This is a genomic window from Nonomuraea composti (assembly GCF_012034275.1).
Lineage (GTDB): Bacteria > Actinomycetota > Actinomycetes > Streptosporangiales > Streptosporangiaceae > Nonomuraea > Nonomuraea composti.
In genome coordinates, this window is record NZ_JAATEP010000006.1 from 126664 (window position 1) to 149979 (window position 23316).

Annotated in this window: 21 protein-coding genes and 1 pseudogene; 8 read left to right on the forward strand and 14 right to left on the reverse strand. The window is 72.0% G+C overall.

What is annotated here, in order from left to right; genetic code table 11:
- Window positions 1-101: 101 nt before the first annotated feature.
- Both recO and HCN51_RS11020 read left to right on the forward strand, forming a co-directional pair.
- Window positions 102-836, forward strand: a complete 735-nt coding sequence (gene recO, locus HCN51_RS11015) for a DNA repair protein RecO (protein WP_080041886.1) — start codon at window positions 102-104, stop codon at window positions 834-836.
- The gene (locus HCN51_RS11020) at window positions 779-1606 is read left to right on the forward strand and encodes an isoprenyl transferase (RefSeq protein WP_168009340.1); all 828 of its coding nucleotides are present in this window, start codon (window positions 779-781) and stop codon (window positions 1604-1606) included. Before recO ends, HCN51_RS11020 begins: the two co-directional genes overlap by 58 nt.
- Window positions 1607-1612: 6 nt before the next feature.
- Here the strand turns inward: HCN51_RS11020 and HCN51_RS11025 are convergent, their stop codons facing one another.
- Window positions 1613-2395: a bestrophin-like domain gene (locus tag HCN51_RS11025; protein ID WP_168009342.1), complete on the reverse strand. Its 783-nt coding sequence runs from the start codon at window positions 2393-2395 to the stop codon at window positions 1613-1615.
- Window positions 2396-2456: 61 nt separating this feature from the next.
- Entirely contained in the window at window positions 2457-3407 is a 951-nt protein-coding gene (locus HCN51_RS11030; protein WP_168009344.1) for an AraC family transcriptional regulator, read from the reverse strand.
- 131 nt (window positions 3408-3538) lie between these two features.
- On the opposite strand from HCN51_RS11030, the gene HCN51_RS11035 reads away from it, so the two are divergent.
- Both HCN51_RS11035 and HCN51_RS11040 read left to right on the forward strand, forming a co-directional pair.
- Window positions 3539-4624, forward strand: coding sequence for a saccharopine dehydrogenase family protein (locus tag HCN51_RS11035; protein ID WP_168009346.1), 1086 nt, complete (start codon window positions 3539-3541; stop codon window positions 4622-4624).
- A 136-nt stretch (window positions 4625-4760) separates the two neighbouring features.
- The gene (locus tag HCN51_RS11040) at window positions 4761-6365 is read left to right on the forward strand and encodes an ABC transporter permease (protein ID WP_168009348.1); all 1605 of its coding nucleotides are present in this window, start codon (window positions 4761-4763) and stop codon (window positions 6363-6365) included.
- Window positions 6366-6715: 350 nt separating this feature from the next.
- On the opposite strand, the gene HCN51_RS11045 is transcribed toward HCN51_RS11040, so the two are convergent.
- On the reverse strand, window positions 6716-6958 hold the full coding sequence (locus HCN51_RS11045) for a hypothetical protein (protein ID WP_168009350.1): 243 nt from the start codon (window positions 6956-6958) through the stop codon (window positions 6716-6718).
- Between the two features lie 449 nt (window positions 6959-7407).
- On the opposite strand from HCN51_RS11045, the gene HCN51_RS11050 reads away from it, so the two are divergent.
- The gene (locus HCN51_RS11050; protein ID WP_168009352.1) at window positions 7408-7884 is read left to right on the forward strand and encodes a pyridoxamine 5'-phosphate oxidase family protein; all 477 of its coding nucleotides are present in this window, start codon (window positions 7408-7410) and stop codon (window positions 7882-7884) included.
- Between the two features lie 6 nt (window positions 7885-7890).
- Here HCN51_RS11050 and HCN51_RS11055 read toward each other — a convergent pair whose 3' ends face one another.
- Together HCN51_RS11055 and HCN51_RS11060 are read right to left on the reverse strand one after the other, a co-directional pair.
- Complete coding sequence (locus HCN51_RS11055; RefSeq protein WP_206066842.1) at window positions 7891-8403, reverse strand: NUDIX domain-containing protein; 513 nt, start codon at window positions 8401-8403, stop codon at window positions 7891-7893.
- A 302-nt stretch (window positions 8404-8705) separates the two neighbouring features.
- Window positions 8706-9254, reverse strand: coding sequence for a CGNR zinc finger domain-containing protein (locus HCN51_RS11060; protein WP_080041877.1), 549 nt, complete (start codon window positions 9252-9254; stop codon window positions 8706-8708).
- Between the two features lie 71 nt (window positions 9255-9325).
- On the opposite strand from HCN51_RS11060, the gene HCN51_RS11065 reads away from it, so the two are divergent.
- A complete protein-coding gene (locus tag HCN51_RS11065) occupies window positions 9326-10258 on the forward strand; it encodes a DMT family transporter (protein ID WP_168009354.1) in 933 nt (310 codons plus the stop codon).
- A 56-nt stretch (window positions 10259-10314) separates the two neighbouring features.
- Here the strand turns inward: HCN51_RS11065 and HCN51_RS11070 are convergent, their stop codons facing one another.
- The 9 genes and pseudogenes from HCN51_RS11070 to HCN51_RS11110 form a co-directional block, all read right to left on the reverse strand.
- The gene (locus HCN51_RS11070; RefSeq protein ID WP_168009356.1) at window positions 10315-10707 is read right to left on the reverse strand and encodes a Fur family transcriptional regulator; all 393 of its coding nucleotides are present in this window, start codon (window positions 10705-10707) and stop codon (window positions 10315-10317) included.
- Window positions 10704-11576 (reverse strand): metal ABC transporter permease, encoded by an 873-nt coding sequence (locus HCN51_RS11075; protein WP_080047120.1) that lies wholly within the window; start codon window positions 11574-11576, stop codon window positions 10704-10706. The genes HCN51_RS11070 and HCN51_RS11075 overlap by 4 nt, the downstream gene beginning before the upstream one ends.
- A 166-nt stretch (window positions 11577-11742) precedes the next feature.
- The gene (locus HCN51_RS11080) at window positions 11743-12522 is read right to left on the reverse strand and encodes a metal ABC transporter ATP-binding protein (RefSeq protein ID WP_080047119.1); all 780 of its coding nucleotides are present in this window, start codon (window positions 12520-12522) and stop codon (window positions 11743-11745) included.
- The gene (locus HCN51_RS11085) at window positions 12519-13478 is read right to left on the reverse strand and encodes a metal ABC transporter substrate-binding protein (RefSeq protein WP_168009358.1); all 960 of its coding nucleotides are present in this window, start codon (window positions 13476-13478) and stop codon (window positions 12519-12521) included. Before HCN51_RS11085 ends, HCN51_RS11080 begins: the two co-directional genes overlap by 4 nt.
- Before the next feature lie 423 nt (window positions 13479-13901).
- A pseudogene (gene fdhD, locus HCN51_RS11090) lies at window positions 13902-14711 on the reverse strand (formate dehydrogenase accessory sulfurtransferase FdhD); the annotation flags it as partial.
- A gap of 11 nt (window positions 14712-14722) precedes the next feature.
- Window positions 14723-15565 (reverse strand): 2Fe-2S iron-sulfur cluster-binding protein, encoded by an 843-nt coding sequence (locus HCN51_RS11095; protein ID WP_168009360.1) that lies wholly within the window; start codon window positions 15563-15565, stop codon window positions 14723-14725.
- Window positions 15562-17370: an NAD(P)H-dependent oxidoreductase subunit E gene (locus HCN51_RS11100; protein WP_168009362.1), complete on the reverse strand. Its 1809-nt coding sequence runs from the start codon at window positions 17368-17370 to the stop codon at window positions 15562-15564. The genes HCN51_RS11095 and HCN51_RS11100 overlap by 4 nt, the downstream gene beginning before the upstream one ends.
- Before the next feature lie 4 nt (window positions 17371-17374).
- Entirely contained in the window at window positions 17375-19276 is a 1902-nt protein-coding gene (locus HCN51_RS11105; protein WP_168009364.1) for a molybdopterin oxidoreductase family protein, read from the reverse strand.
- A 38-nt stretch (window positions 19277-19314) separates the two neighbouring features.
- Entirely contained in the window at window positions 19315-20292 is a 978-nt protein-coding gene (locus HCN51_RS11110) for a 2-dehydropantoate 2-reductase (RefSeq protein WP_080041869.1), read from the reverse strand.
- Between the two features lie 111 nt (window positions 20293-20403).
- Between HCN51_RS11110 and HCN51_RS11115 the strand changes: the two genes are divergently transcribed.
- A complete protein-coding gene (locus tag HCN51_RS11115) occupies window positions 20404-21543 on the forward strand; it encodes a molybdopterin molybdotransferase MoeA (protein ID WP_168009366.1) in 1140 nt (379 codons plus the stop codon).
- Window positions 21544-21629: 86 nt separating this feature from the next.
- A complete protein-coding gene (locus tag HCN51_RS11120) occupies window positions 21630-23303 on the forward strand; it encodes a thiamine pyrophosphate-binding protein (RefSeq protein WP_080041867.1) in 1674 nt (557 codons plus the stop codon).
- The last annotated feature ends 13 nt before the right edge of the window (window positions 23304-23316 follow it).

A 23316-nucleotide genomic window follows, 5' to 3' on the forward strand; every position in this document is an offset into this window, starting at 1 on the left:
ACAGGGGTCAAAGTCTAGTGAGAGTGACGCAAAGTCGCGTCACACGAGCATGCCCGTAACGTTCCGTCCGCCGGTATACAGGTCGGCCGTAAGATGTGCGAGTGAGTCTCTACCGTGACGAAGGCGTGGTGCTACGCACCCAGAAGCTCGGTGAGGCCGACCGCATCGTCACGATCCTGGCCAAGCGCACGGGCAAGATCCGGGCGGTGGCGCGCGGCGTGCGCCGCACGAAGTCGCGCTTCGGGGCCAGGCTGGAGCCGTTCACGCACGTCGACCTGCAGCTGCACACCGGCCGCACGCTCGACGTCGTCACCCAGGCGGAGACGATCAGGCCCTACGGGGAGGCGCTGGCCGCCGACTACCCCCGCTACACCGCCGGCAGCGCCATGCTGGAGACCGCCGACCGGCTCACGCACGGGGAGAAGGAGCCCGCGCTGCGGCAGTTCCTGCTGCTGGTGGGCGGGCTGCGCACGCTCGCCGACCGCGGCCACGAGGCCAGGCTGGTGCTCGACGCCTACTTCCTGCGCTCCCTGGCCGTGGCCGGCTACGCCCCCGCGCTCGAGGCGTGCGCCAAGTGCCAGGCGCCGGCCATCAGGGCGTTCGCCATCGTCGCAGGCGGCGTGGTGTGCGGGGCGTGCAAGCCGGCCGGCTCGGCCGTGCCCGCGGGCGAGACGATCGGGCTCATGACGGCGCTGCTGCGCGGCGACTGGGCCACGGCCGACGCCTCCGAGTCGCGCCACCGCAGCGAGTGCAGCGGCCTGGTCGCCGCATATCTGCAATGGCACCTCGAACACGGAATACGCTCTCTCCGACACGTCGAAAGGGAGCCCGCGTGAACGTACGACCTCCGTCCCCCCACCCGTCGGGGGCGACCCCGCCGCCCATCCCGCGCGAGCTGGTGCCCCGGCACGTCGCGATCGTCATGGACGGCAACGGCCGCTGGGCCAAGGCCCGCGGCCTGCCCCGCACCGAGGGGCACAAGGCCGGCGAGTCGTCGCTGTTCGACGTCATCGAAGGCGCCATCGAGCTGGGCATCCCCTACCTGAGCGCGTACGCGTTCTCCACGGAGAACTGGAAGCGCTCGCCCGACGAGGTGCGCTTCCTCATGGGCTTCAACCGCGACGTCATCCGGCGGCGGCGCGACGAGCTCAACGCGATGGGCGTGCGGGTGCGCTGGGCCGGGCGGCCCGGCCGGCTGTGGAAGAGCGTCATCTCCGAGCTGCAGACGGCCGAGGAGATGACGATGTCCAACCGCACGCTGACCTTGCAGTTCTGCGTCAATTACGGCGGGCAGGCCGAGATTGTCGACGCCGCGCTCAAGCTGGCCGAGGACATCGCGGCCGGGCGGGTCAAGCCGTCGAAGGTCAACGAGAAGACGTTCGCCCGCTACCTCGACGAGCCCGAGATCCCGCCGGTCGACCTGTTCCTGCGCTCGTCGGGGGAGCAGCGCTTCTCCAACTTCCTGCTGTGGCAGTCCGCCTACGCCGAGATGGTCTTCCTCGACCGGCTGTGGCCCGACTTCGACCGGCGGGACCTGTGGGAGGGGTGCGAGATCTTCGCCAAGCGCGACCGGCGCTACGGCGGGGCGATCCCCAACCAGGTCTGACCGGTCTTATCCGGCGCCGAGCGCCCGGATGCTGGCGAAGCGGTCGAGCGCCTGCTCGAAGGCGGCCGGGGAGACCGAGATGCCGCCGCTGAACGGGAAGTCGAGCTGGTAGACCAGGAACAGCACCAGCCCCACCATGCCGCCCACGGCCGCCGCCATGGTGATGTGCACCTTCCGGTTGGCGCTGCCGCACAGGATCGAGGGCAGCAGCGCGACCAGCCCGCAGGCCGCCAGCGCCACCCACAGCAGCGGCGGCACGCCGGTGTCGGCCATCTGGGCGCGCGAGCGGCGCGCGTCCAGGACGGCCTGCATGCGGCTCATCGCCTGCCCGTAGCGGGCCGAGGGGCCGCTGCCGTCCGGCTGGACGGTCTGGAAGAACGCGCGCAGCTGCTCCGAGGCCCGCCAGGCGCTCTGCGACAGGCGGTGCTCCTCGGCCATGAGGGGCCACTCCTCGCGGATGACCGTGGTGGTGTAGGTGCCGGCGAGCGTCTGCAGGGCGACGCGCTGGGGGGCGGGGAGCGTGCGCGAGTACCAGTAGACGTCCGTCAGGTTGCTGGCCTCGGTCGCGCTGGTCTCGGTGGCGGTGTTGACCTGGTTCCACGCGGCGACCACGACCAGGCCGATGCTGACCGCGAACAGGGTGCCGACGATGCCGGTGATCACCCCGCTGCCGTCGCGGTAGTCCTGGCGGGTCTGGGCGGGGATGCGGCGGTTGGCGACGTACGCGGCGAGGGCCGCGAGCGCGGCGAACGTTGCGGCGATGAGCAGGCCGATGGCGGCGATGAGCATGGTGACCTCACTTTCCGTGCGTGAATGATTGCGCACAGTGAGGGTCGGGCGCCAGGGGTGATCAGCCGGATGTGCCGCCGCCGCTCCGATAGCCCGATGTGTCGCCGCTCCGGTAGCGGCCCGGCGCGGTGCCGAACTCCCGCTTGAACGCCTTGGCGAACGCGAACTCGGTCGCGTACCCCGTGCGCTCGGCCACCGACCGCAGCGGCAGGTCGGTCTCGCGCAGCAGCCGCGCCGCCGTCGTCATCCGCCACCACGTCAGGTACGCCAGCGGCGGCGCCCCCACCTTGCCCGCGAACCGCTGCGCGAACGCCGCCCGCGACAGCCCCGCCCGGGCCGCCAGCGACTGCACCGTCCACGGCGTCGCCGGATGCTGGTGGATGGCCCGCAGCGCCGCCGTCACCGCCGGGTCCCGCAGGGCCGCGCCCCAGCCGGTGGCCTCGTCGCCGGGGCGGCTGTCGTACCAGGCGCGCAGGACGTACACGAGCAGGACGTCGAGCAGCGCCGACGTGGCCGTCTCGAACCCCGCGTCCTGCATGGACTGGAGCTCGCGTCCGAGCAGCTCGATCGCGCCCCTCAGGGACGGGTGGCGGCCGATGCTGGCCGGGATGTGCATGACGTCGGGCAGCTCGGTCAGCAGCGGGTGGAGCCTCGACTGGTCCAGCCGGTACGCCCCGCACAGCATCTCCGTCAGCGGCCCGGGGCCGTCGCGGTGCAGGCTGCCGATGGGGGAGCCGTCCTCGTACTCGGGGACGGCCTCCACCAGCGGCGTGGTGACCGCGTCCGCGAGGCCGTGGCCCAGCTCGCGCGGCAGGAACACCACGTCGCCCACCCCGAGGTGCACCGGCTCCCCCGAGGCGGGCAGCAGCCAGCACGAGCCTTGCAGGATCACGTGGAACCCGGCGCCCTGCTGCGGCTGGAACCGCATGCCCCAGGGGCCGTGCAGGCGGGTGCGCGAGGCGTGGGGCCGCCCGGTGCGCATGGCGGAGATGGCGTCGCTGAGCACGTCCATGTCCGAACGGTATCCCCTGGCGGGGTGCTCCTGGACGATCGGACATGGCGGGCGGAGCGCCGGACATGGGCACCCGCCGCTCCTCCTCCTAGCGTGAGCTGCGTCGATTAAGGCGGTTGAGAAGGAGAACGATGAAGGTCGCAGTGCATGGAGCCAGCGGGTTCACCGGACGGCTCACGGTGGCGGAGGTGCGGCGGCGCGGGTTCACGCCGGTGCTCGTCGGGCGGTCCGAGTCGCGGTTGCGCAGCGTCGCCGAGGCCGGCGAGGAGATCCGGGTGGCCGCGCTCGACGAGCCGGACGCGCTGGCGCAGGCGTTCCGGGACTGCCCGGTGGTGATCAACTGTGCCGGGCCGTTCACGGTGCTGGGGGAGCCGGTCATCCGGGCCGCGATCGCCGCCGGGGCGCACTACGTGGACACCTCGGGGGAGCAGCGGTACATCGGCCGGGTGCTCGACGAGGCGCACGAGGACGCCGTGCGGGCCGGGGTCACGGTCGTGCCGGGGCTGGCCGACGACGGCGGGCCGGGGGACATGATCGCGCACCTGGTGGCCGAGCGGGTCGGCACCATCGGCTCGTCCGGAAGTGTCGCCGTGGCCGAGGTGCTGGTGGCGGACCTGCGGGGGCCCGGGGCCGCCTCGCGGGGGACCGCGCGGTCGATGGCGGCGGTGCTCGGGGAGGAGCCGCTGGCGTACACGGACGGGGCCTGGCACCCGGACGGTCTGGGCGAGGGCGCGTCCCTCGCCGTTCCCGGGGAGGACGGTCAGGTGGCCGTCGCCGTGTTCGCGCTGCCCGGGGTGGTCACCGTCCCGAGGCACGTGCGGGCGGGGCGGGTCCGCAGCGTGATCCGGACCGAGGTGGCCGCCATGTTCTCGGCGCTGACGCCCGACGTCGTGGCGAGCGTCCCCGAGATCCCGGACGAGGCGGCCAGGCAAGCCTCGCGCTGGCTGATGCTGGCCGAGGCGACCGGCCCGGGCAGCACGGGCGGTGCAGGCGGTGCCGACGGTCTCGGCGGCGCGGGCGGGAAGCGGGCGCGGGGCTGGGTGACGGGGCTCGACCCCTACGGGATGACGGCGGTGATCGCCGTCGAAGGGGCGCGCCGCCTGGTCGCGGACGGTGCGCCCGCGGGGGCGGTGACGCCGGCGCAGGCGTTCGACCCGGCGTCCTTCCTCGACCACCTCACCTCGCACGGCGTCACCTGGCAGGTGACCCCGGCCTGAACGTGCGGAGGTGAGGCCCCGCCTTGTCGCGCACTATACGTGGGTATAGCCTCCTGTTCATCAGAACAGTCAGCTATACCTATGAACAGGAGCTGGTCACGGTGAACGGACCGCTCGCCCGGTGCCGGGAGGCCCGATGAACGCCACCCTCGGCACCGGCACCCTCGCCCGCCTCGCCCTGCGCCGCGAGCGAGGCACCGCCCCCTGGTGGATCCTGCTGATCGTGTCCTTGTCCCTGGTGATGGTCGCCTACATCAACCGGAACATGGGCACGTACGAGCTCAAGCTCACCTACCTCAAGGTCATCGCCGGCAACCCGTTCCTGCGCGCGATCGGCGGCGGCGTCGTGGAGCCGCGCCTCGACGTGCTCGCCACCTGGCGCAGCGGCGGCTTCCTCTACCTCGCCAGCGCGCTGGCGGCCCTCATGTCCGTGATCCGCCACACCCGCAGGGAGGAGGACGCCGGCCGGAGCGAGCTGGTCCTGGCCGGCCGGGTCGGCCGCGCCGCCCCGCTGACGGCCGCGCTGCTGGTCGCCGGCGGGACCAGCCTGATCGGCGGCGCGCTGACCGCCGCCGCGCTGATCGGGGCCGGGCTGGAGCCGGCCGGCTCGCTCACCTACGGCGGCGGCATCGCGGTCGCCGGCTGGATGTTCGGCGGCATCGCGGCGGTCGCCGCGCAGCTCTCCCGCAACGCCCACACGGCGACCGTGATCGCCCTGACCGCCCTCGGCGCCGCCTACGTGCTGCGCTTCGCGGCCGACGTGTCCGGGCAGGCGTGGCTGAAGTACCTGTCGCCGGTCGGCTGGGTCCACCTGGTGGAGCCGTACCAGAGCGAGCGGTGGTGGCTGCTGGGGGTCTGCGTGCTGGTGTCGGCGATCCTGTACGGGGCCGCGTACCGGCTGCTCGCCCGCCGCGACCTCGGCTCCGGCCTGCTGCCCGAGCGCCTGGGACCCGAGTCGGCCCCCGAGCTGCGCGGCCCGGTCAGCCTGGCCTGGCGGCTGCACCGCGCGCTCCTGCTCAAATGGCTGGCGGGGGTGGCGGTCTTCGCCCTGCTCGGGGGCGCGCTGACCGCGCCCGCCCGCGACCTGGTCTCCCGGCCCAGCATCATCGTCGACAACATCACCCACTTCCTCGGCATCGCCGCAGGCGAGAAGATGGTCGCCGGTTACCTCTGGTACCTGATCCTGATCATCGCCTACGCCGTCGCCCTCTACCCGGTCCTCATGATCGTCCGGCTACGGGCGGAGGAGACGTCCGGACGTGCCGAGGCCCTGCACGCCACCCCCATGACCCGCCTGCGCTGGGCGTCCGGCCATCTCCTCGTGACCGCGCTCGGCACGGCGGCCCTGATGGCCGTGGCCGGCCTCGCCTTCGGCGTGATCTACTCCCTGGCGGTCGGCCACCTGCTCACCGACGCCCCGGCCTTCCTGGCGGGCGCGCTGAGCACCGTCCCGGCGGCGTGGTGCGTGGGAGCGGTGTGCCTGCTGGCATACGGGCTGCTGCCACGGGCCGCCGTGGTGATCGCGTGGCTGGCGTGGCTCCTGACCACCGGCCTCGGCCAGGTCGTCGGGCCGCTGTACGGGCTGTGGGGCGGCAGCCCGGCCGAGCCGTTCCACCACATCCCCAACGCCATGCTCGCCACCGCGTTCCCGCTCGTCCCGGTGACGGCGCTGCTCGCGATCACGACCCTCCTGACAGGTGCGGGCCTGCTCGCCTTGCGCCACCGCGACTTCGGCACCTGACCCTTTCCCCGACGCGGGCCGGGCTCGGCGGGCAGCCGTCATCGCCTGAAGCGATGGCGCGGCCGGGTTCGGCGGGCAGCCGTCATCGCCTGAAGCGATGGCGCGGCCGGGTTCGCCGAGCACCGTCGTCGCCTGAGCCGAAGCCGGCTCACCTCTGTCTCCAGCCTGCCGCCGCCTTGTCTTGCAGGTCATGCGGCAGGCTGTGGGGGCAGATCGTGCGACAGACCGTCCGGGCGGGTCATGCGGCAAGCCGCAGGTGGATGCGTCGCGGACGGATGTGTCGCGGATGGATGCGCGGTAGGCGGCGGCCCGTCGTGGCGCCTGACGAGCCACGACCTGAGGCCGTCACGTCAGGTCAGATGCTGATGCCACGCCTCGTTGAACTCCTCCGCGCTGATCTCGTGCTCCTCCGTGAGCCCCAGCTCTTCGAGCGGCTGATCGGTCATCATGTCGGGAGAATCGCTCGCGGTGCCCCTGAAAACGCCGTCTTCGTAAATCTCCAACTGGCGGCTCACCCACTGCCCGTCGAACTCGAGGTATGCGATTCCCTCGCCCAAATCGGATTCAGCCTCGTGTCGAAAATAGCGTTTCATGGGCCTATCGTAGCCGCCGACGTCAGGGATGAATACGAAGTCTTTCCAGAAGGCATTAACAAGTCACGGCCCGGATGTGAGTATTCTTCTGATTCTCGGCCCTGCGGCCGTAGGGGGTGCGGCCTGCGCGCGGTCCCCCGTGGGTCCGTCGCGTCCGCGCTCCCGCACGTTACGGAGCGCTGATAGCTGTTGCGCAATTCAGTCCGCCCCGCCCCGAATGTGCGGCGACATCACTGCGAATAACCACGGAATGTGACGTACCCGATAGGTGTCCCCGCGAGAGAAAGTCGCCCGAGTCCCAGCCGTAAAGTCCGGCATGAAATCGCACATATTTTCTAAGAAGTTGATCTAGCACCCGAATCGCCGGTCCGCGCGGCATAGGGCGCCGGGGTCTTGGCACCCGATCGGCCCGCAGGGGAGGATGAGCCCGGAGAGACGCGGGAGGTCCTGTGACGCTTGCCGACATGGCCAGGAACATCATCGACACCAACAGGTACATGGTCCTGGGCACCGTGGACCCGGACGGACGTCCGCGCGTGTCCCCCGTCTACTTCGCCCCCGACGGCTACGACACCCTGTACTGGATCTCCTCACCGGACTCGCACCACTCACGCAACCTCGCCGAACGCCCCGAGGTCAGCATGGTGATCTTCGACTCCACCGTGCCGGTAGGGGGCGGCGCCCAGGCCGTCTACCTGCGGGCCACGGCCGCCCAGGTGCCCGACGACGAGCTCGACCGCCATGCGGAGACCGCCTGCCGGGCCCGGTTCCCCGAGCAGAAGGTGTTCCCCGCCGAGGAGTTACGCGCACCGTCGCCGCTACGGCTGTACCGGGCGCGCGTCACGGAACACGCCGTGCACATCAGAGGCAGTGACCCCGTGCACGGGAACGGCGTGGACTCGCGGCTCGTGGTGAACCTGGACTGATCCCCGTCACGCTCCCGCCCTCCGCCTCGCGTACTCGCGGATGCGCGCACGATCCTCCAGAAACATCCCCTCCCAGTCGTGCGAGAGAGGCACCCAGGCCACCGGCTGCCCGCACTCCTCCACCAACGGCACCGACCGGCGCACGACGGCCCCGTAGGACAGGCCGAGCGTGAGACCCAGCTCCGGACCGTAGGACCGCACCGCCACCGCCGCCGGAACGTCCAGCAGCTCGACGCGGACCCCCGTCTCCTCGTACAGCTCGCGGCGAGCGGCCTCCCGCGGGCTCTCCCCAGGCTCCACCCGCCCGCCCGGCGGCACCCAGCCCCGCCAAGGGTGCCGCACCAGCAACACCTCCCGGAAGCTCTCGTCCAACACCCACACCTCGGCCCCGAGCGGATCCATCGGCCCCTTCATGGCCGCCTCCAGCCACGCGCACGCGCCGTCGAACTCGGCTTCCGCCCTGCGGGCATCCAGCAGAGCCGCCCGCAACATGACCCGGTCGGGCCCGTCCACACCCATGCGGCCACGCTACTGATCAGGCCCGACAGTTACGGGGACGGGTCGTCCACGACCCTGAGGGCAGACGTGTGCGGAGATCCCAGGGCGTGGCTTGTCGGTATATCCCCGGAAGGGTGCGGCTGCTCGGGGATGGCCGGCGTCTTCTCGATGGGATCGCGTCCGGGGGTGCGGGGGCCGGCAGGCCACCGCTGGGGGTGCGGGGGCGTGCCCCCACAGGGCGCTGTCCGAGCTCTCGTCGTGCGAAGCACGCCTTTGGGGGAGGGCCGAGCAGTTTCCCGGGCACCCCTACGAGGCTCTGGGGGTCAGGCGCGGCGGCGGGCGCGGTAGGCGGCTACGTGCATGCGGTTGCCGCACGTGCGGCTGTCGCAGTAGACGCGGGAGCGGTTGCGGGACTCGTCGACGAAGACGCGGTCGCAGTCGGGGGCCGAGCAGGTGCGCAGGCGTTCGGCCTCGCCTTCCACGAGGAGATGGGCGAGGGCGACGCCGCAGTCGGCGGCCACGTGCTCGGCGAGGGTGGCGTCGGCGGCGAAGTAGTGGACGTGCAGCGGGTGGCCGTCGTGCTCGGTGAGGCGCGGGGTGATGCGGGTCTCGGCCAGGAGCGCGTTGAGGGTGCGGACGGCGGTGGGCTGGTCGGGGGCGGTGAAGACGCGGTGGAAGGCCTCGCGGACCATGCGGACCTGGCCGAGGTCGCGGGCCGTGAGCGTGCTGACGCCGCTGATCTTGCGGGATTCCACGAACGCCTGCAGCTCGGCCAGGCCGGACAGGCCCTCTTCGCCGCCGGTGGACGGCGAGGTGTTGACCAGTTCGACAACGGTGGCCAGAGAATGCACCATGTCATGGCCAAACGGCATGTTGACTCCTGTCCGGGCTGGCTTCTAGCGTGGTCGCAGCGTATCTCCTGTTCGGGGTTCCGGGGGTTTCCATGAGTGCACATCGCCGTATCGTGCTGATCGCGATCGTCGGCGCGCTCATCATCTCCACCTCCGCCCCTCTCGTGCGGTTGTCAGGTGTATCGCCGGCGACCTCGGCGTTGTTCCGGTGCGCGTACGCGGTGCCGCCCATGCTGGTGCTGGCCTGGCTGGAGCGGCGCAGGTTCGGGCCGCTGCCGCGCAGGGCGGTGCTGATGTCGTGGGCGGCGGGCGTGGTGTTCGCGCTGGACCTGCTGTTCTGGCACCACGCGATCGCGTACGTCGGCGCGGGGCTGGCGACCGTGCTGGGGAACCTCCAGGTGTTCATCGTGGCGTTCGCCGCGTGGGCGCTGTTCGGGGAGCGGCCGTCCACGCGGCTGATGGTGGGGACGCCGGTCGTGTTCGCGGGGGTCGTGCTGATCTCCGGGGTGTTCGACAGCGCCGCCTACGGGAGCGATCCGATGCTGGGGGTGGCGGCCGGGATCGCGACGTCGCTGTCGTACGCGGCGTACCTGCTGCTGCTCAAGGGCGGGTCCGACCGGGCGGCGGGGCCGCTCGCGCACGCGACGGTGGTGGCCACGGTGGCCATCGCCGCGCTCAGCCCGGTCTTCGGGGGCGCGGACCTGATGCCGAGCTGGCCGGCGCACGGGTGGCTGGTGCTGCTCGCGCTGGGGCCGCAGGTGGTGGGGTGGTCGCTGATCACGTACTCGCTGCCGCGCCAGCCCGCCGCGCTCACGGCGCTGCTGCTGCTGGTGCAGCCGATGTCCACGGTGGCGATCTCGACCCTGGTGCTCGGCGAGCGGCCGTCGGTGCTGCAGCTCGCCGGGTGCGCGGTGGTCGTGGTGGGGGTGTTGTACGGGTCCCGGAGGCCCCCCGCCCGGGCCTCCGCCGAGAAGGTCCCCTCGGACGACGGCCGCGTGAGCCCAGCCCGTTCGGGCCAAGCGTGAGCTCAGCCCGCTTAGGCCCGAGCGTGAGCCTCGGCTCGTCCGGGCTGAGCGTCAGGTCAGCTCGACCGCGCCGGGGTCGTCGAGCAGGAGGAGCAGGTGCCGAAGACCTCGACGGTGTGGGTGATCTCGGTGAAGCCGTGCTCGCTGCCCACCGCCTCCGCCCACCGCTCGACGGCCGGCCCCGCGACCTCCACGGTGCGGCCGCACTTGCGGCACACCAGATGGTGGTGGTGGGTGTCGGTCGCGCAGGCGCGGTAGACGGACTCGCCGTCGTCGGTGCGCAGCACGTCGACCTGGCCCTTGTCGGCCAGGGCCTGCAACGCCCGGTAGACGGTGGTCAGCCCGATCTTCGCCCCGTGCAGGCGCATCTCGGCATAGACGTCCTGCGCGCTACGGAAACCCTCGCTCTGGCGGAGGGTGTCGTGCACGGCATCGCGCCTTGTCGTCATGCGATCTCCTCGACGCGCAGCTGTGGTCGCTCGCTCAATGTCGACTCCTGGGTACGGCCTCGCCGTACGAATTTACCGACACCGAGGGCCAGGACGAAGCCGGCGAGGGCAAGAAGCACGATCGCGGCGCCCGGCGGGACCTTGGCGGAGTAGGTGGAGGCGAGCAGCCCGCCCACGGAGGCGAGCACGCCGAACAGCATGGCCAGCCCCATCGTGGTGCGGAATCCGCGGGTGAGCTGCTGGCTGGTGGCCACGGGGATGACCATGAGCGCGCTGACGAGCAGCAGGCCGACGACCCGCATGGCGATGACGACGGTGAGGGCGGCGGTGACGGCGATGAGCAGGCTGAGGAAGCGGACGGGCAGGCCGCTGGCCTTGGCCATCTCCTCGTCCTGGCAGAGCACGAACAGCTCCCTGCCGAAGATGAGCACGACGGCGATCACGGCGGCGGCCAGCGCGCCGATGATCCAGATGTCCTCGACGGTGACGCTGGCGATGGCGCCGAACAGGTAGGAGTTCAGCTTGGCGGTGCTGCCGCCGGGTGCGATGCCCATGAGCATGACGCCGCCGGCGATGCCGCCGTAGAACAGCAGCGCGAGCGCGACGTCGCCGCTGGTGCGGCCGCGCGCCCTGACCAGCTCGATGGCGACGGCGCCGGCGATGGAGACGATGACGGCGGTCAGGACGGGCGCCGTGCCGGTGAGGAAGCCGAGCGCGACGCCGGTCAGCGCCACGTGGCCGATGCCGTCGCCGAGCAGCGACAGCCGCCGCTGCACGATGAACGTGCCGACGGCGGGCGCGCAGAGCCCCACCAGCAGGGCCGCGACGAGCGCGAGCTGGAAGAGCTGCTCCTGGAGCAGTTCGAAGATCACTTTGGTTCCCCCTGTCGCACCGGTCGATCCCCGTGTCGGACCGGTGGTTCCCCCTGTCGCACCGGTCGTTCCCCCTGCCGGACCGCTGGTTCCCCCTGCCGGACCGGTGGTTTCGCCTGCCTCGCCGGTTGTGCCGCCTGCCTCGCCGCTCGTCCCGCCTGCCTCACCGTGGTTCCCCCTGCCATCCGGTGAGCGGCCCCCCGACGGGCTCTTCCGCGTGCGGGTGCTGGTGCTCGTGCCCCGGCCTGGCGCAGTCGCCCTCCGGGCGGGGCGGCCGGCCGTCGTGGGCGATGCGGCCCTCGCGGATCACCACGCCGCGCGTGATGATCGGCTCCAGCGGGCCCAGCTCGTGCGCGACCAGCACCACGGTCTTGCCGGCCTCGACGAGCCCGGCCAGCGTGTCGGCGAGCAGCTGCTGCGTCTCGGCGTCCACGCCGGCGGTGGGCTCGTCCATCACGTACGTGTCGGGCTCCCCGGCCAGCGCCCGGGCGATGAGCACCCGCTGCTGCTGCCCCCCTGACAGCGACTGCACGGGGTCACCGGCCCGATCGGCCAGCCGGACGGCCTCCAGGGCGCTGGCGACGGCGGCCTTGTCGGCGGCGCTGGTCCGGCGCAGGCGGCTCTGCCGGGCGATGCGGCCCGAGGCGACGACCTCGCGGACGGTGGCGGGCACGCCGCCGCCGACCTGGAGCCGCTGGGGCACGTAGCCGATGCGCCACCAGTCGCGGAACCTGGCCGGCGGGGTGCCGTACACGAGGGTCCGGCCGCCGGTCAGCGGCGTGAGGCCGAGCAGCGTGCGGACGAGCGTGGATTTGCCGGAGCCGTTGGCGCCCAGCAGGGCGACGACCTCCCCGGGACACACGGTCAGGTCGATTCCCCGAAGGACGGGCTTGCCATCGAAGGAGACCCGGCCGTCGGTCATCGCGAAGGCCGTTTCGCTCATGCCGTACACCCCAGTGCTGTTTGTAGGGTTTTGAGGTTATCGCGCATGGCGGAGAGGTAATCCCCGGAGGGCTTGCTCTCCAGCGGGTCGAGCACCGCCGTCTTGGCCCCGACCTGGGCGGCCAGCACCTCGGCCACCTTCGGGCTGACGAGGGACTCCGTGAAGATCGTGGTGACGCCCTCGGCCTTGGCCAGCTTGGCGACCTCCGACAGGCGGGTGGGCGACGGCTCGGTCTCGGGGTCGAGCGTGATGCCGACCTGCTTGAGCTTGTACCGGTCCGCCAGGTAGCCGAACGCCTCGTGCGCGGTGACCAGCGTCCGGGTCTTGCAGGTGGTCAGGCCCTTGGTGAACTCCTGGTCGAGGGTCCCGAGCGTGGCGGCGGTCTTCGCGGCGCGGTCCTTGTAGCCCTGGGCGTGCGCGGGGTCGGCGGCGGCCAGGCGCTCGCCGAGCTTGGTGGCGACGGTGGCCAGGCGGGCGGGGTCGAGCCAGAGGTGCGGGTCGTACGACAGCTCCTCGTGGCCGTGCTCCTCCTCCGCGCCTTCCTCCGCCCCCTCCTCCTCCGTGTGCTCGCCGGCGGGGATCGTGGTGACGGCGATGGCGGCGTCGAAGCTGGTGTCCGGCTCGACGGCGTCGTCCACGGCCGGCTGGATGCCCTTGATGTAGACGGTGAGCGCGGCGTCCTTGAGCTCGGTGACCTGCTGGATGCTCAGCTCCAGGTCGTGCGGCTCGACGCCGGGGGCGGTCAGGCCGGTCACGCTCGCGTCGGATCCCCCGACCTGCTCGGTCAGCCACTGCAGCGGGTAGAACGCCGCGACCACTTCGGCCTTCCCGCCATCGGCGGAGGAGGAGGTGGCGGCGGTCTCGGCGGAGCCGGAGCCGCAGGCGGCGGTGGCGGTGAGCAGGGCGGCTGCGGCCAGCAGGCCGACAGCCCTCGACCGGGAAAATCCTGACATCATGGAAATCAGTATGCGCCGGAATGAAAATGGTTGTCAAAATCCGGCCAAGGGGGAGAGGGATGCCGGACGGCGGCTGGGGGCCAGGCGCGCCGTACGGCATCCCGTTCATCACCCCGGTGATCGTGCGCCGGCAGAGCCGTTGCCGGCGCCCGAGGTGACGCCTGTGGGGCCCAGCCGTTCGGTGCCCAGCCCGTGCTCGCCCGGCCGTTCCTCGCCCGGCCGTTCCTCGCCCGGCCGTTCCTCGCCCGGCCGTTCCTCGCCCGGCCGTTCCTCGCCCGGCCGTTCCTCGCCCGGCCGTTCCTCGCCCGGCCGTTCCTCGCCCGGCCGTTCCTCGTCCGGCCGTTCCTCGCCCGGCCGTTCCTCGCCCGGCCGTTCCTCGTCCGGCCCCCGCTCGCCCGGCCGCTGCTCGGTCAGCCGGTGTTCCACCAGCCGCTGCTCGCCCGTGTAGACGTTCATCGAGCTCCCGCGCAGGAACCCGATGAGCGTCAGCCCCTGCTCCTCGGCCAGCTCGACCGCGAGCGAGGACGGCGCCGACACGGCGGCCAGCACGGGCACGCCGCCCATGACCGCCTTCTGCACCAGCTCGAACGAGGCCCGCCCCGAGACCATGAGCACGGTGCCGCGCAGCGGCAGCCGCCCGTTGCGCAGCGCCCAGCCGAGCAGCTTGTCCACGGCGTTGTGGCGGCCCACGTCCTCGCGCACGCACAATGGCTCGCCGTCGGCCGTGAACAGGCCGGCCGCGTGCAGGCCCCCGGTCCGGTCGAAGACCCGCTGGGCGGCGCGCAGCCGGTCCGGCAGGCCGGCGACGACCGGCTGCGCCAGCTCGACCGGGTCGTCCCCGGCGGACCAGCGCGCCACCGTGCGCACCGCCTCCAGCGACGCCTTGCCGCAGACGCCGCACGAGGAGGTGGTGTAGAAGTTGCGCGGCTCCGGCGCGGTGACGCCGGGCGCGAGCCGCACGTCGAGGACGTTGTAGGTGTTCTGGCCCTCCACGGTCGCGCCCGCGCAGTAGCGGATCGTGGAGATCTCCTCCGCCGAGCCCACGGCCCCCTCGCTGACCAGGAACCCGGCCGCCAGGTCGAAGTCGTCGCCCGGCGTGCGCATGGTGACGGTCAGCGGGGTGCCGTCGAGCCGGATCTCCAGCGGCTCCTCGGCGGCCAGCGAGTCGATCTTCCGCATCCTGGCGGCGTCCTTCACCCGGAGGATGCGCTTCTTGACGGCGACCCTAGACATGAGCGGCCACCCTAGACATACCCGTACCCGAAGCGCCCCTTGACGCAGAGGTTGCCCTTCGTGACCGGGTTGTCGTGCGGCGAGGTCACCTTGACGATCTTGTTGTCCTGCACGTGCAGGGTCAGGTTGCAACCCACCCCGCAGTAACTGCAGATCGTCGTGGTCTCGGTCTGCCTCGACTCGTCCCAGGTGCCCTCGGCCCGCATGTCGAACTCGGTCTTGAACGACAGCGCGCCCGTCGGGCACACCTCGACGCAATTGCCGCAGTAGACGCAGGCCGAGTCGGTCAGCGGCGCGTCGAACTCCGTGGAGATCGTCGAGTCGAAGCCCCGGCCCGCGACGGAGATGGCGAAGCTGTTCTGCCACTGCTCGCCGCACGCGTCCACGCACTTGTAGCACAGGATGCACTTGGCGTAGTCGCGCACGTAGAGGTCGTTGTCCACCTTGGGCGGCTGCTCGACCGTGGCCGCCTCGTCGCCGAACCTGGCGGGGTCGGCGCCGTACTCCTCGGTCCACTCGGCCGCGCGCGGCGTCGTGGACAGGTCGACCGAGGAGCCGAGCAGCTCCAGCACGACCTTGCGGCTCTGGCGGGCCCGCTCGGTGTCGGTGCCGACCTTCATGCCCTGCTCGGCCTTCCTGGAGCAGGCGGGCGCCAGCGTCCTGGCGCCTTCCACCTCCACGACGCAGACCCGGCAGGCGTTCTTCGGGGTGAGCGTGTCGCCGTAACAGAGGGTCGGGACGTCCTTGCCCGCCGACTGGCAGGCGTCGAGGATCGTCGAGCCCTCCGGCACCCGTACGGCCTCGCCGTCGATCTCGACGTCGATGAGCCGGCGGGGCGGCTGGAGCGGGATCATCTGTTGAACACTCCCAGACGGTCGATGGCCGATTCGACGGCGTTCCAGGCGGTCTGCCCGAGGCCGCAGATGGAGGCGTCGCGCATGGTCTGCCCGACCTCGCGCAACAGCACCAGGTCACTGTCGTCGACCCGGCGCGAGAGGCGGTGCAGGGCCTCCTCCTGCCGTACGGTGCCCACCCGGCAGGGCACGCACTGGCCGCAGGACTCGTCGCGGAAGAACTCCGCGATGCGCAGGAGCATGCGCTTCATGTCCACGGTGTCGTCGATGACGAGCACCACGCCGGAGCCGAGCGTCGCGCCGGCGTCCCTGGTGCCTTGGAAGGTGAGCGGGATGTCGAGGTCGGTGACGAACGCGCCGGCCGCGCCGCCGAGCAGCACCGCCCTGGTCGTGCCGGTGGTGCCGGTCATGTCGAGGAGCTCGCGCAGCGTCGTGCCGAACGTCAGCTCGTACACGCCGGGCCGCTCGACCGCGCCCGAGACGCAGAACAGCTTGGGCTCGGCCGCCGCGTACGCCTGAGCGCCCCGCTCCAGGATGGGCAGCACGTTGACCAGCGTCTCGACGTTGTTGACCACGGTCGGCTTGCCGAACAGGCCCTTCTCCACGGGGAACGGCGGCTTGCTGCGCGGCTCGCCGCGCCGCCCCTCGATGGAGTTGAAGATCGCGGTCTCCTCGCCGCAGATGTACGCGCCCGCGCCCCTGCGCAGCTCGATGTCGAACGACAGCCCCTTGCCGAGGATGTCGTCGCCGAGCAGGCCGCGGGAGCGGGCGGTCGCGATCGCGTGCTGGAGGCGCGCGACCGCTCTCGGGTACTCGCCCCTGATGTAGAGGTAGCCCTTGGCGCAGCCGGTGGCGTACGCGGCGATGGTCATGGCCTCCACCAGCGCGTACGGGTCGCCCTCCATCACGACCCGGTCCTTGAACGTGCCCGGCTCGCTCTCGTCGGCGTTGCACACCAGGTAGTGCGGGTGGTCCGGCTGGCGGGCGGTGGCCTCCCACTTGCGGCCGGTGGGGAAGGCGGCGCCGCCTCTGCCGACCAGCCCGGACTCCAGCACCTCGCGGATCACCCCGGCGGGGCCGAGCTCGAACGCGCGGCGCAGCGCGGTGTAGCCGCCGGCCGCCCGGTAGTCGTCGAGGCTGGCCGGGTCGACGACGCCGATCCGCCGCAGCAGCACCAGATCGGGCCGGCCGGCCTGCGGCACGGCGTCCTTGACGGGGGTCTCGCCGGCCACGTTCACGCTGGGCGCGTGCCCGTTGGTGCCGGGTGCCGCGCCGGTGATGGTGGTGATCGTGTCGGGGGTGGCGGGGGCGTACACCTCCGCCCGGTGCGGCTGCCCCGCCTCCAGGGCGAGCGCGGCGGGGGCCCGCTCACACAGGCCCAGGCAGGGGCTCTCGTGCCAGTCCTGGCCGGCCGGCCCGAAGCGCTGCTCGACCCGGTCCCGTACGGCCTGCGCGCCCTTGGCCTGGCAGGCCAGGTCGGTGCACACGTGCAGCACCCGCCTGGGCCTGGGCTCCATGGAGAACAACGAGTAGAACGTGGCCACCCCGTACGCCTCGGCCGGCGGGATGGTCAGGCGGCGGCAGATGTACTCCAGCGCCCCCTCGCTGATCCATCCGACCCGGTCGTTGATCGCGTGCAGCGCCGGCAGCAGCAGGTCGCGGGCGGCTTCGGCGCGGGCGGCCATGCGCAGGTCGGTGTCGGTGCGCGAGCCGCCCTCCCAGGCGGTGGCGGGCGGCCCGAGCAGGTCGTCGACGGCCGCGCGCTCCTCATCTGACGGCTGGGCGCCGCGGAATCTCAGGTCCATCCGTTCACCCGGCCTTCACGAGCTTCTCGACACGTACGGCGGCGGCCTTGAACTCGGCCGTGCCCGCGATCGGGCAGGTGGCCTCGATCGTCAGCGAGTTGACGTCCACCTCGTCGGGGAAGTGGAACGTCATGAACACCAGCCCCGGCCGCAGGCCGGGGTCGATGTAGACGGGCGCGACGACGGAGCCGCGCCGCGAGCTGATCCGCACCTCCTCGCCGGCGACCACGCCGTACTTCTCGGCGTCCTCGGGGCACATCTCGATCGTCTCGCCGCGCCGCAGCGGCGAGGGGAACCCGGACGACTGCACGCCCGTGTTGTAGGAGTCGAGCCGCCGCCCGGTCGTCAGCCGCAGCGGGTACTCCTCGTCGAGCAGGTCCACCGGCGGCGAGTGCCGCAGCACCGCGAACGGCGCCGGCGTGCCCCGCTTGACCGGGTCGCTCTCCCAGAGCCTGCCGTGCAGGTACGGCGGCTCCAGCGAGTCCTCCGACGGGCACGGCCACTGGATGCCCTGCAGCTCGGCCAGCCGCTGGTAAGTCATGCCGTGGTGCTGGGGCGACAGGGAGCGCAGCTCGTTCCAGACCTCCTCGGCGCCGTCGTAGTGCCAGTCGTGGCCCATGCGGCGGGCCAGCTCGCACATGATCCAGATGTCGTCGCGCGCCTCGCCCGGCGGCTCCAGGGCCTTGCGCACCCGCTGGACGCGCCGCTCGCTGTTGGTGAATGTGCCGTCGGCCTCGCACCAGGCGGCGCTGGCCGGCAGCACCACGTCGGCCATCTGCGCGGTCTTGGTGAGGAAGATGTCCTGCACGACGAGGTGGTCGAGCATGGACAGCCGCTTGATGCAGGCCAGCGAGTCGGCCTCCGACTGCACCGGGTTCTCGCCGATCATGTAGCAGGTGGTGATCTCGCCCTCGGCCATGCCCTCCAGCATCTGCGTGAGGTTGCGGCCGTAGCGGGGCTGGATCGGGCGGCCCCAGGCGCCCTCGAACCGCTCGCGGATCTTCGGGTCGAGGATGTCCTGGAAGCCGGGCAGGCGGTTGGGGATGGCGCCCATGTCGCCGCCGCCCTGCACGTTGTTCTGGCCGCGCAGCGGCGACAGGCCGGAGCCGTAGCGGCCGACGTGGCCGGTCAGCAGGGCCAGGTTGATCAGCGCCCGGACGTTGTCGGTGGCGTTGTGGTGCTCGGTGATGCCGAGCGTCCAGCACAGCTGGGCGCGGTCGGCCCGGGCGTAGGCGTGGGCCAGCTCGCGGATGGCCTCCGCGGGCACCCCGGTCACCTGCTCGGCCGCCGTGAGCGTCCACGGTTCGACCGACTCCTTGAACTCCTCGAAGCCGACCGTGGCCCGCTCGATGAACGCCGTGTTGTGCAGGCCCGCGTGGATGATCTCGCGGGCGACGGCGTGGGCGAGGGGGATGTCGGTGCCGACGTTGAGGCCGAGCCAGAGGTCGGCCCACTGGGCGGTGCCGGTGCGCCGCGGGTCCACCGCGAACATCCTGGCGCCGTTGTGGATGCCCTTGAGCACGTGCTGGAAGAAGATGGGGTGGGCGTTGCGGGCCGCCGAGCCCCACATGACGATCACGTCGGTGTCCTCCACCTCCTGGTAGGAGGAGGTGCCGCCACCGCTGCCGAACACCGCCGACAGGCCCGCCACGCTGGGGGCGTGGCACGTGCGGTTGCAGGAGTCCACGTTGTTGGTGCCGATCACCACGCGGGTGAACTTCTGCCCGATGTAGTTCATCTCGTTGGTCGAGCGGGCGCACGACAGCATCGCGAAGCTGTCGGGGCCGTGCCGTTCTATGTTGCGGCGGAAACCCTCTGCCGCGACCTCCAGCGCCTCCTCCCACGACGCCTTGCGCAGCACGCCGTTCTCGCGTACCAGTGGATGGGTCAGGCGGTCATAGCTCATGATCCCTCCATTCAGTATACAATCTACGGTATTCCGAGCTAGACCGCACGAACAAGGTTCTCGTTCAGCAGGTCGCTCACCGCGTGGATCGCCCTCAGCGTCGGCACCTCGGCGCCGGTGAGGTCGGCCAGCTCGACGACGGCGGCCAGCAGCACGTCGAGCTCCAGCGGCTTGCCCTTCTCCAGGTCCTGGAGGGTCGAGGTCTTGTGCTCGCCCGCCTTCTCCGCGCCGCGCAGGCGGCGCTCGATCGAGATGCCCGGGTCGCAGCCCACCCGCCGGGCGACGTCCACCGTCTCCCGCATCATGGCCACGACCAGCTCCCTGGCGCCGTCGTGGCGGCAGATGCCCGCCATCGTGGCCCTGGCCAGCGCGCTGATCGGGTTGAAGGCGATGTTGCCCATGAGTTTGATCCAGACGTCCCGGCGGAGGTCGCGCTCCACCGGGCACTTCAGACCGCCTTCGACCGCGGCCCGGCTGAATGACGTGCATCGCTCGGTCAGCTCCCCGTTGGGCTCGCCGATGGAGAACCGGGTGCCTTCGAGGTGGCGGATCACGCCTGGTTCCTCGATCTCAGTCGCAGCGTAGACGACGCAGCCGATCGCGCGGTCGAGCGGCAACGCGGATGTCACCGCTCCGCCCGGGTCCACGCTCTCGATGCGGTAGCCCTCGTACGGGCCCTTCAGCCCGTGGAAGTACCACCACGGGATGCCGTTCTGCGCGGCGATGATGCTCGTGGTCCCGTGCAGGAGCGGCCGGATCATGGGGCCCGCGGAGGCGTAGCTGTTCGCCTTGAGGCCCAGGAAGACGTGGTCCACCGGCCCGACCTCGGTGGGGTCGTCGGTGGCATGGGGATGGGCGACGAAGTCGCCCCTGGGGGTGAGCACCCGCACACCGGCGCGGCGAATCGCCTCGAGGTGGGCGCCTCTCGCGATGAGGTGCACCTCGACTCCCGCCCTGTGGAGGGCGGCCCCCACGTACGCGCCGATGGCGCCGGCGCCAAGAACAGCGACCTTCATACTGCGCTCCCGTTCTCGCGTCGGATCGTGTATCCCGTATACAGTATGGAAAAACACGGGTCAAGGAGTGTGCCGGTGGCCGTTCTGAGGCATGGACCAGTGGTGGAAGCGATGTCATGGGGCTCCGCGCGGGCCCTGGCGGCCGGGGCCGCCTGCCCCTTGAAGCCCAGGGAGGTGCCGCTCCAGGACGCGCTCGGGTGCCGGCTGGCGGCGCCGCTGCGGGCCCTGGTGCCGGTGCCCGGCGTGGACGTCGCGGCGATGGACGGCTACGCCGTCTCGGGCCCGGGGCCGTGGCGGGTGCTCGGGCGGGTGCTCGCCGGGGGAGCGCCGCACGCGGGCCCGCTGCGGGCGGGGGAGGCGGTGGAGATCGCCACCGGCGCGCCCGTCCCCGAGGGGACGTCGTCGGTGCTGCCCTGGGAGCTGGCCTCCATCGATGCCGGACGGGTGGACGGCGCCGCCGAGCCGGGCCGGCACGTGCGGCGGCGCGGCGAGGACATCCCCGAGGGCACGGTCGTCCTCGGGGCGGGCGCGGTGGTGACGCCGGTCGCGCTCGGCCTGGCCGCCGCCCTGGGTCACGACACGCTGCCGGTACGGCCGCGCCCCCAGGTGGCGGTGCTCGTGACGGGCGACGAGGTGGTGCCGGAGGGGCTGCCGGGCCCGGGGCGGGTGCGCGACGCGATCGGGCCGTTCCTGCCGGGGCTCGTGCGGTGGGCCGGCGGGCGCGTCACCGAGGTGATCACGCTGCCGGACGGCCCGGAAGCGCTGCACGCCGCGCTGGGTTCGCCGGGAGATGTCGTGGTGGTGTGCGGCGCCTCCTCCCAGGGGCCCGCCGACCACCTGCGGGCCGTGCTCGGCGACCTGGGCGCCGACGTGCTGGTGGACGGCGTCGCCGTGCGCCCCGGCCACCCGCAGCTCCTGGCCCGCCTGCCCGGCGGGCGGCTCCTCGTGGGCCTGCCGGGCAACCCGTTCGCGGCCCTGGCCGCCGCGCTCACCCTGCTCGCCCCCGTCCTGCGCGAGCTGGCCGGCACGCCCGCCCCCAGGGAGACCAGCGCCCTGGCCGGGCCGGTGCGCACGCACCCCAGGGACACCCGGCTGGTGCCGGTCAGGAGGTCGGCGCGGGGCGCGGTCCCGGTGGGGCACGACCGGCCCGGCTCGCTGTGGGGAGCGGCGCTGGCCGACGCCCTCGCGGTGGTGCCGGCGGGCTGGGCCGGCGAGCAGGTCGAACTGATCGAGTTGCCCCCCGGGGTCTAGACAGGCTCGTGGTGAGGGGGTAACCATTGCGTTCATACGGTATGCAGTATGCGGAAGACAGCATTTCGTCCCCGGGAAAGGGTGGCATGATGTCGGAAACGATCTCCGGTGGTCATCTCGTAGCCAAGGCACTCAAGGCCGAGGGCGTGGACGTGATCTACACGCTCTGCGGCGGCCACATCATCGATATCTACGACGGCTGCGTCGATGAGGGCATCGAGGTCATCGACGTACGCCACGAGCAGGTCGCCGCGCACGCCGCCGACGGCTACGCGCGCATCACCGGCAAGCCGGGCTGCGCGGTGGTCACGGCGGGCCCGGGCACGACCGACGCAGTGACCGGCGTGGCCAACGCCTTCCGCGCGGAGAGCCCGATGTTGCTCATCGGCGGCCAGGGCGCCCTGAGCCAGCACAAGATGGGCTCGCTGCAGGACCTGCCGCACGTGGACATGATGACCCCGATCACCAAGTTCGCGGCCACGGTGCCCAGCACGGAGCGGGTGGCCGACATCGTGTCGATGGCCTTCCGCGAGTGCTACCACGGCGCGCCCGGGCCCTCGTTCCTGGAGATCCCGCGCGACGTGCTCGACGCGAAGGTGCCCCTCGAGAAGGCCCGCATCCCCAAGGCCGGCCACTACCGGGCCTCCACCCGCCAGCAGGGCGACCCGGAGGCCATCGAGCGGCTGGCCGACCTGCTCGCGCACGCCGAGAAGCCGTGCATCCTGCTCGGCAGCCAGGTCTGGACGTGCCGGGCGACCGACGCGGCCATCGACTTCGTCCGCTCGCTGAACGTGCCGGCGTACATGAACGGCTCGGGCCGCGGCACGCTCCCGCCCGGCGACCCGCACCACTTCCAGCTCAGCCGCCGGTACGCCTTCACCGAGGCCGACCTCATCATCATCGTCGGCACGCCGTTCGACTTCCGGATGGGTTACGGCAAGCGCCTGTCGCCGACGGCGAAGGTCGTCCAGATCGACCTCGACTACCGCACGGTCGGCAAGAACCGCGACATCGACCTCGGCATCGTCGGCGACGCCGGCCTCATCCTGTCGGCCGCCGCGCAGGCCGCCAGCGGCCGCATCGAGAACGGCGCGGCCCGGCGCAAGGAGTGGCTGGAGGAGCTGCGCAACGTCGAGACGCAGGCGTACGAGAAGCGCCTGCCCCGCCAGCTGTCCGGCGCCCAGCCCATCGACCCCTACCGGCTCGTCCACGAGATCAACGAGTTCCTGACCGAGGACACCATCTACATCGGCGACGGCGGCGACATCGTCACCTTCTCCGGCCAGGTCGTGCAGCCCAAGTCGCCCGGCCACTGGATGGACCCGGGCCCGCTCGGCACGCTCGGCGTCGGCATGGCGTTCGCGATGGCCGCCAAGCAGGCGCGGCGCGACAAGGAGGTGCTGTGCCTGTTCGGCGACGGCGCCTTCAGCCTGACGGGCTGGGACTTCGAGACGATGGTCCGCTTCGACCTGCCGTTCATCGGCGTCATCGGCAACAACTCCTCGATGAACCAGATCCGCTACGGCCAGGCCGCCAAGTACGGCCAGGACCGCGCCCGCGTCGGCAACACGCTCGGCGACATCCGCTACGGCGAGTTCGCCAAGCTGCTCGGCGGCTACGGCGAGGAGGTCCGCGACCCGGCCGAGATCCGGCCCGCGCTGGAGCGGGCCCGCCAGTCGGGCAAGCCGTCGCTGATCAACGTCTGGGTCGACCCAGAGGTGTACGCCCCCGGAACCATGAACCAGACCATGTACAAGTAGGGGAAACGCAGAG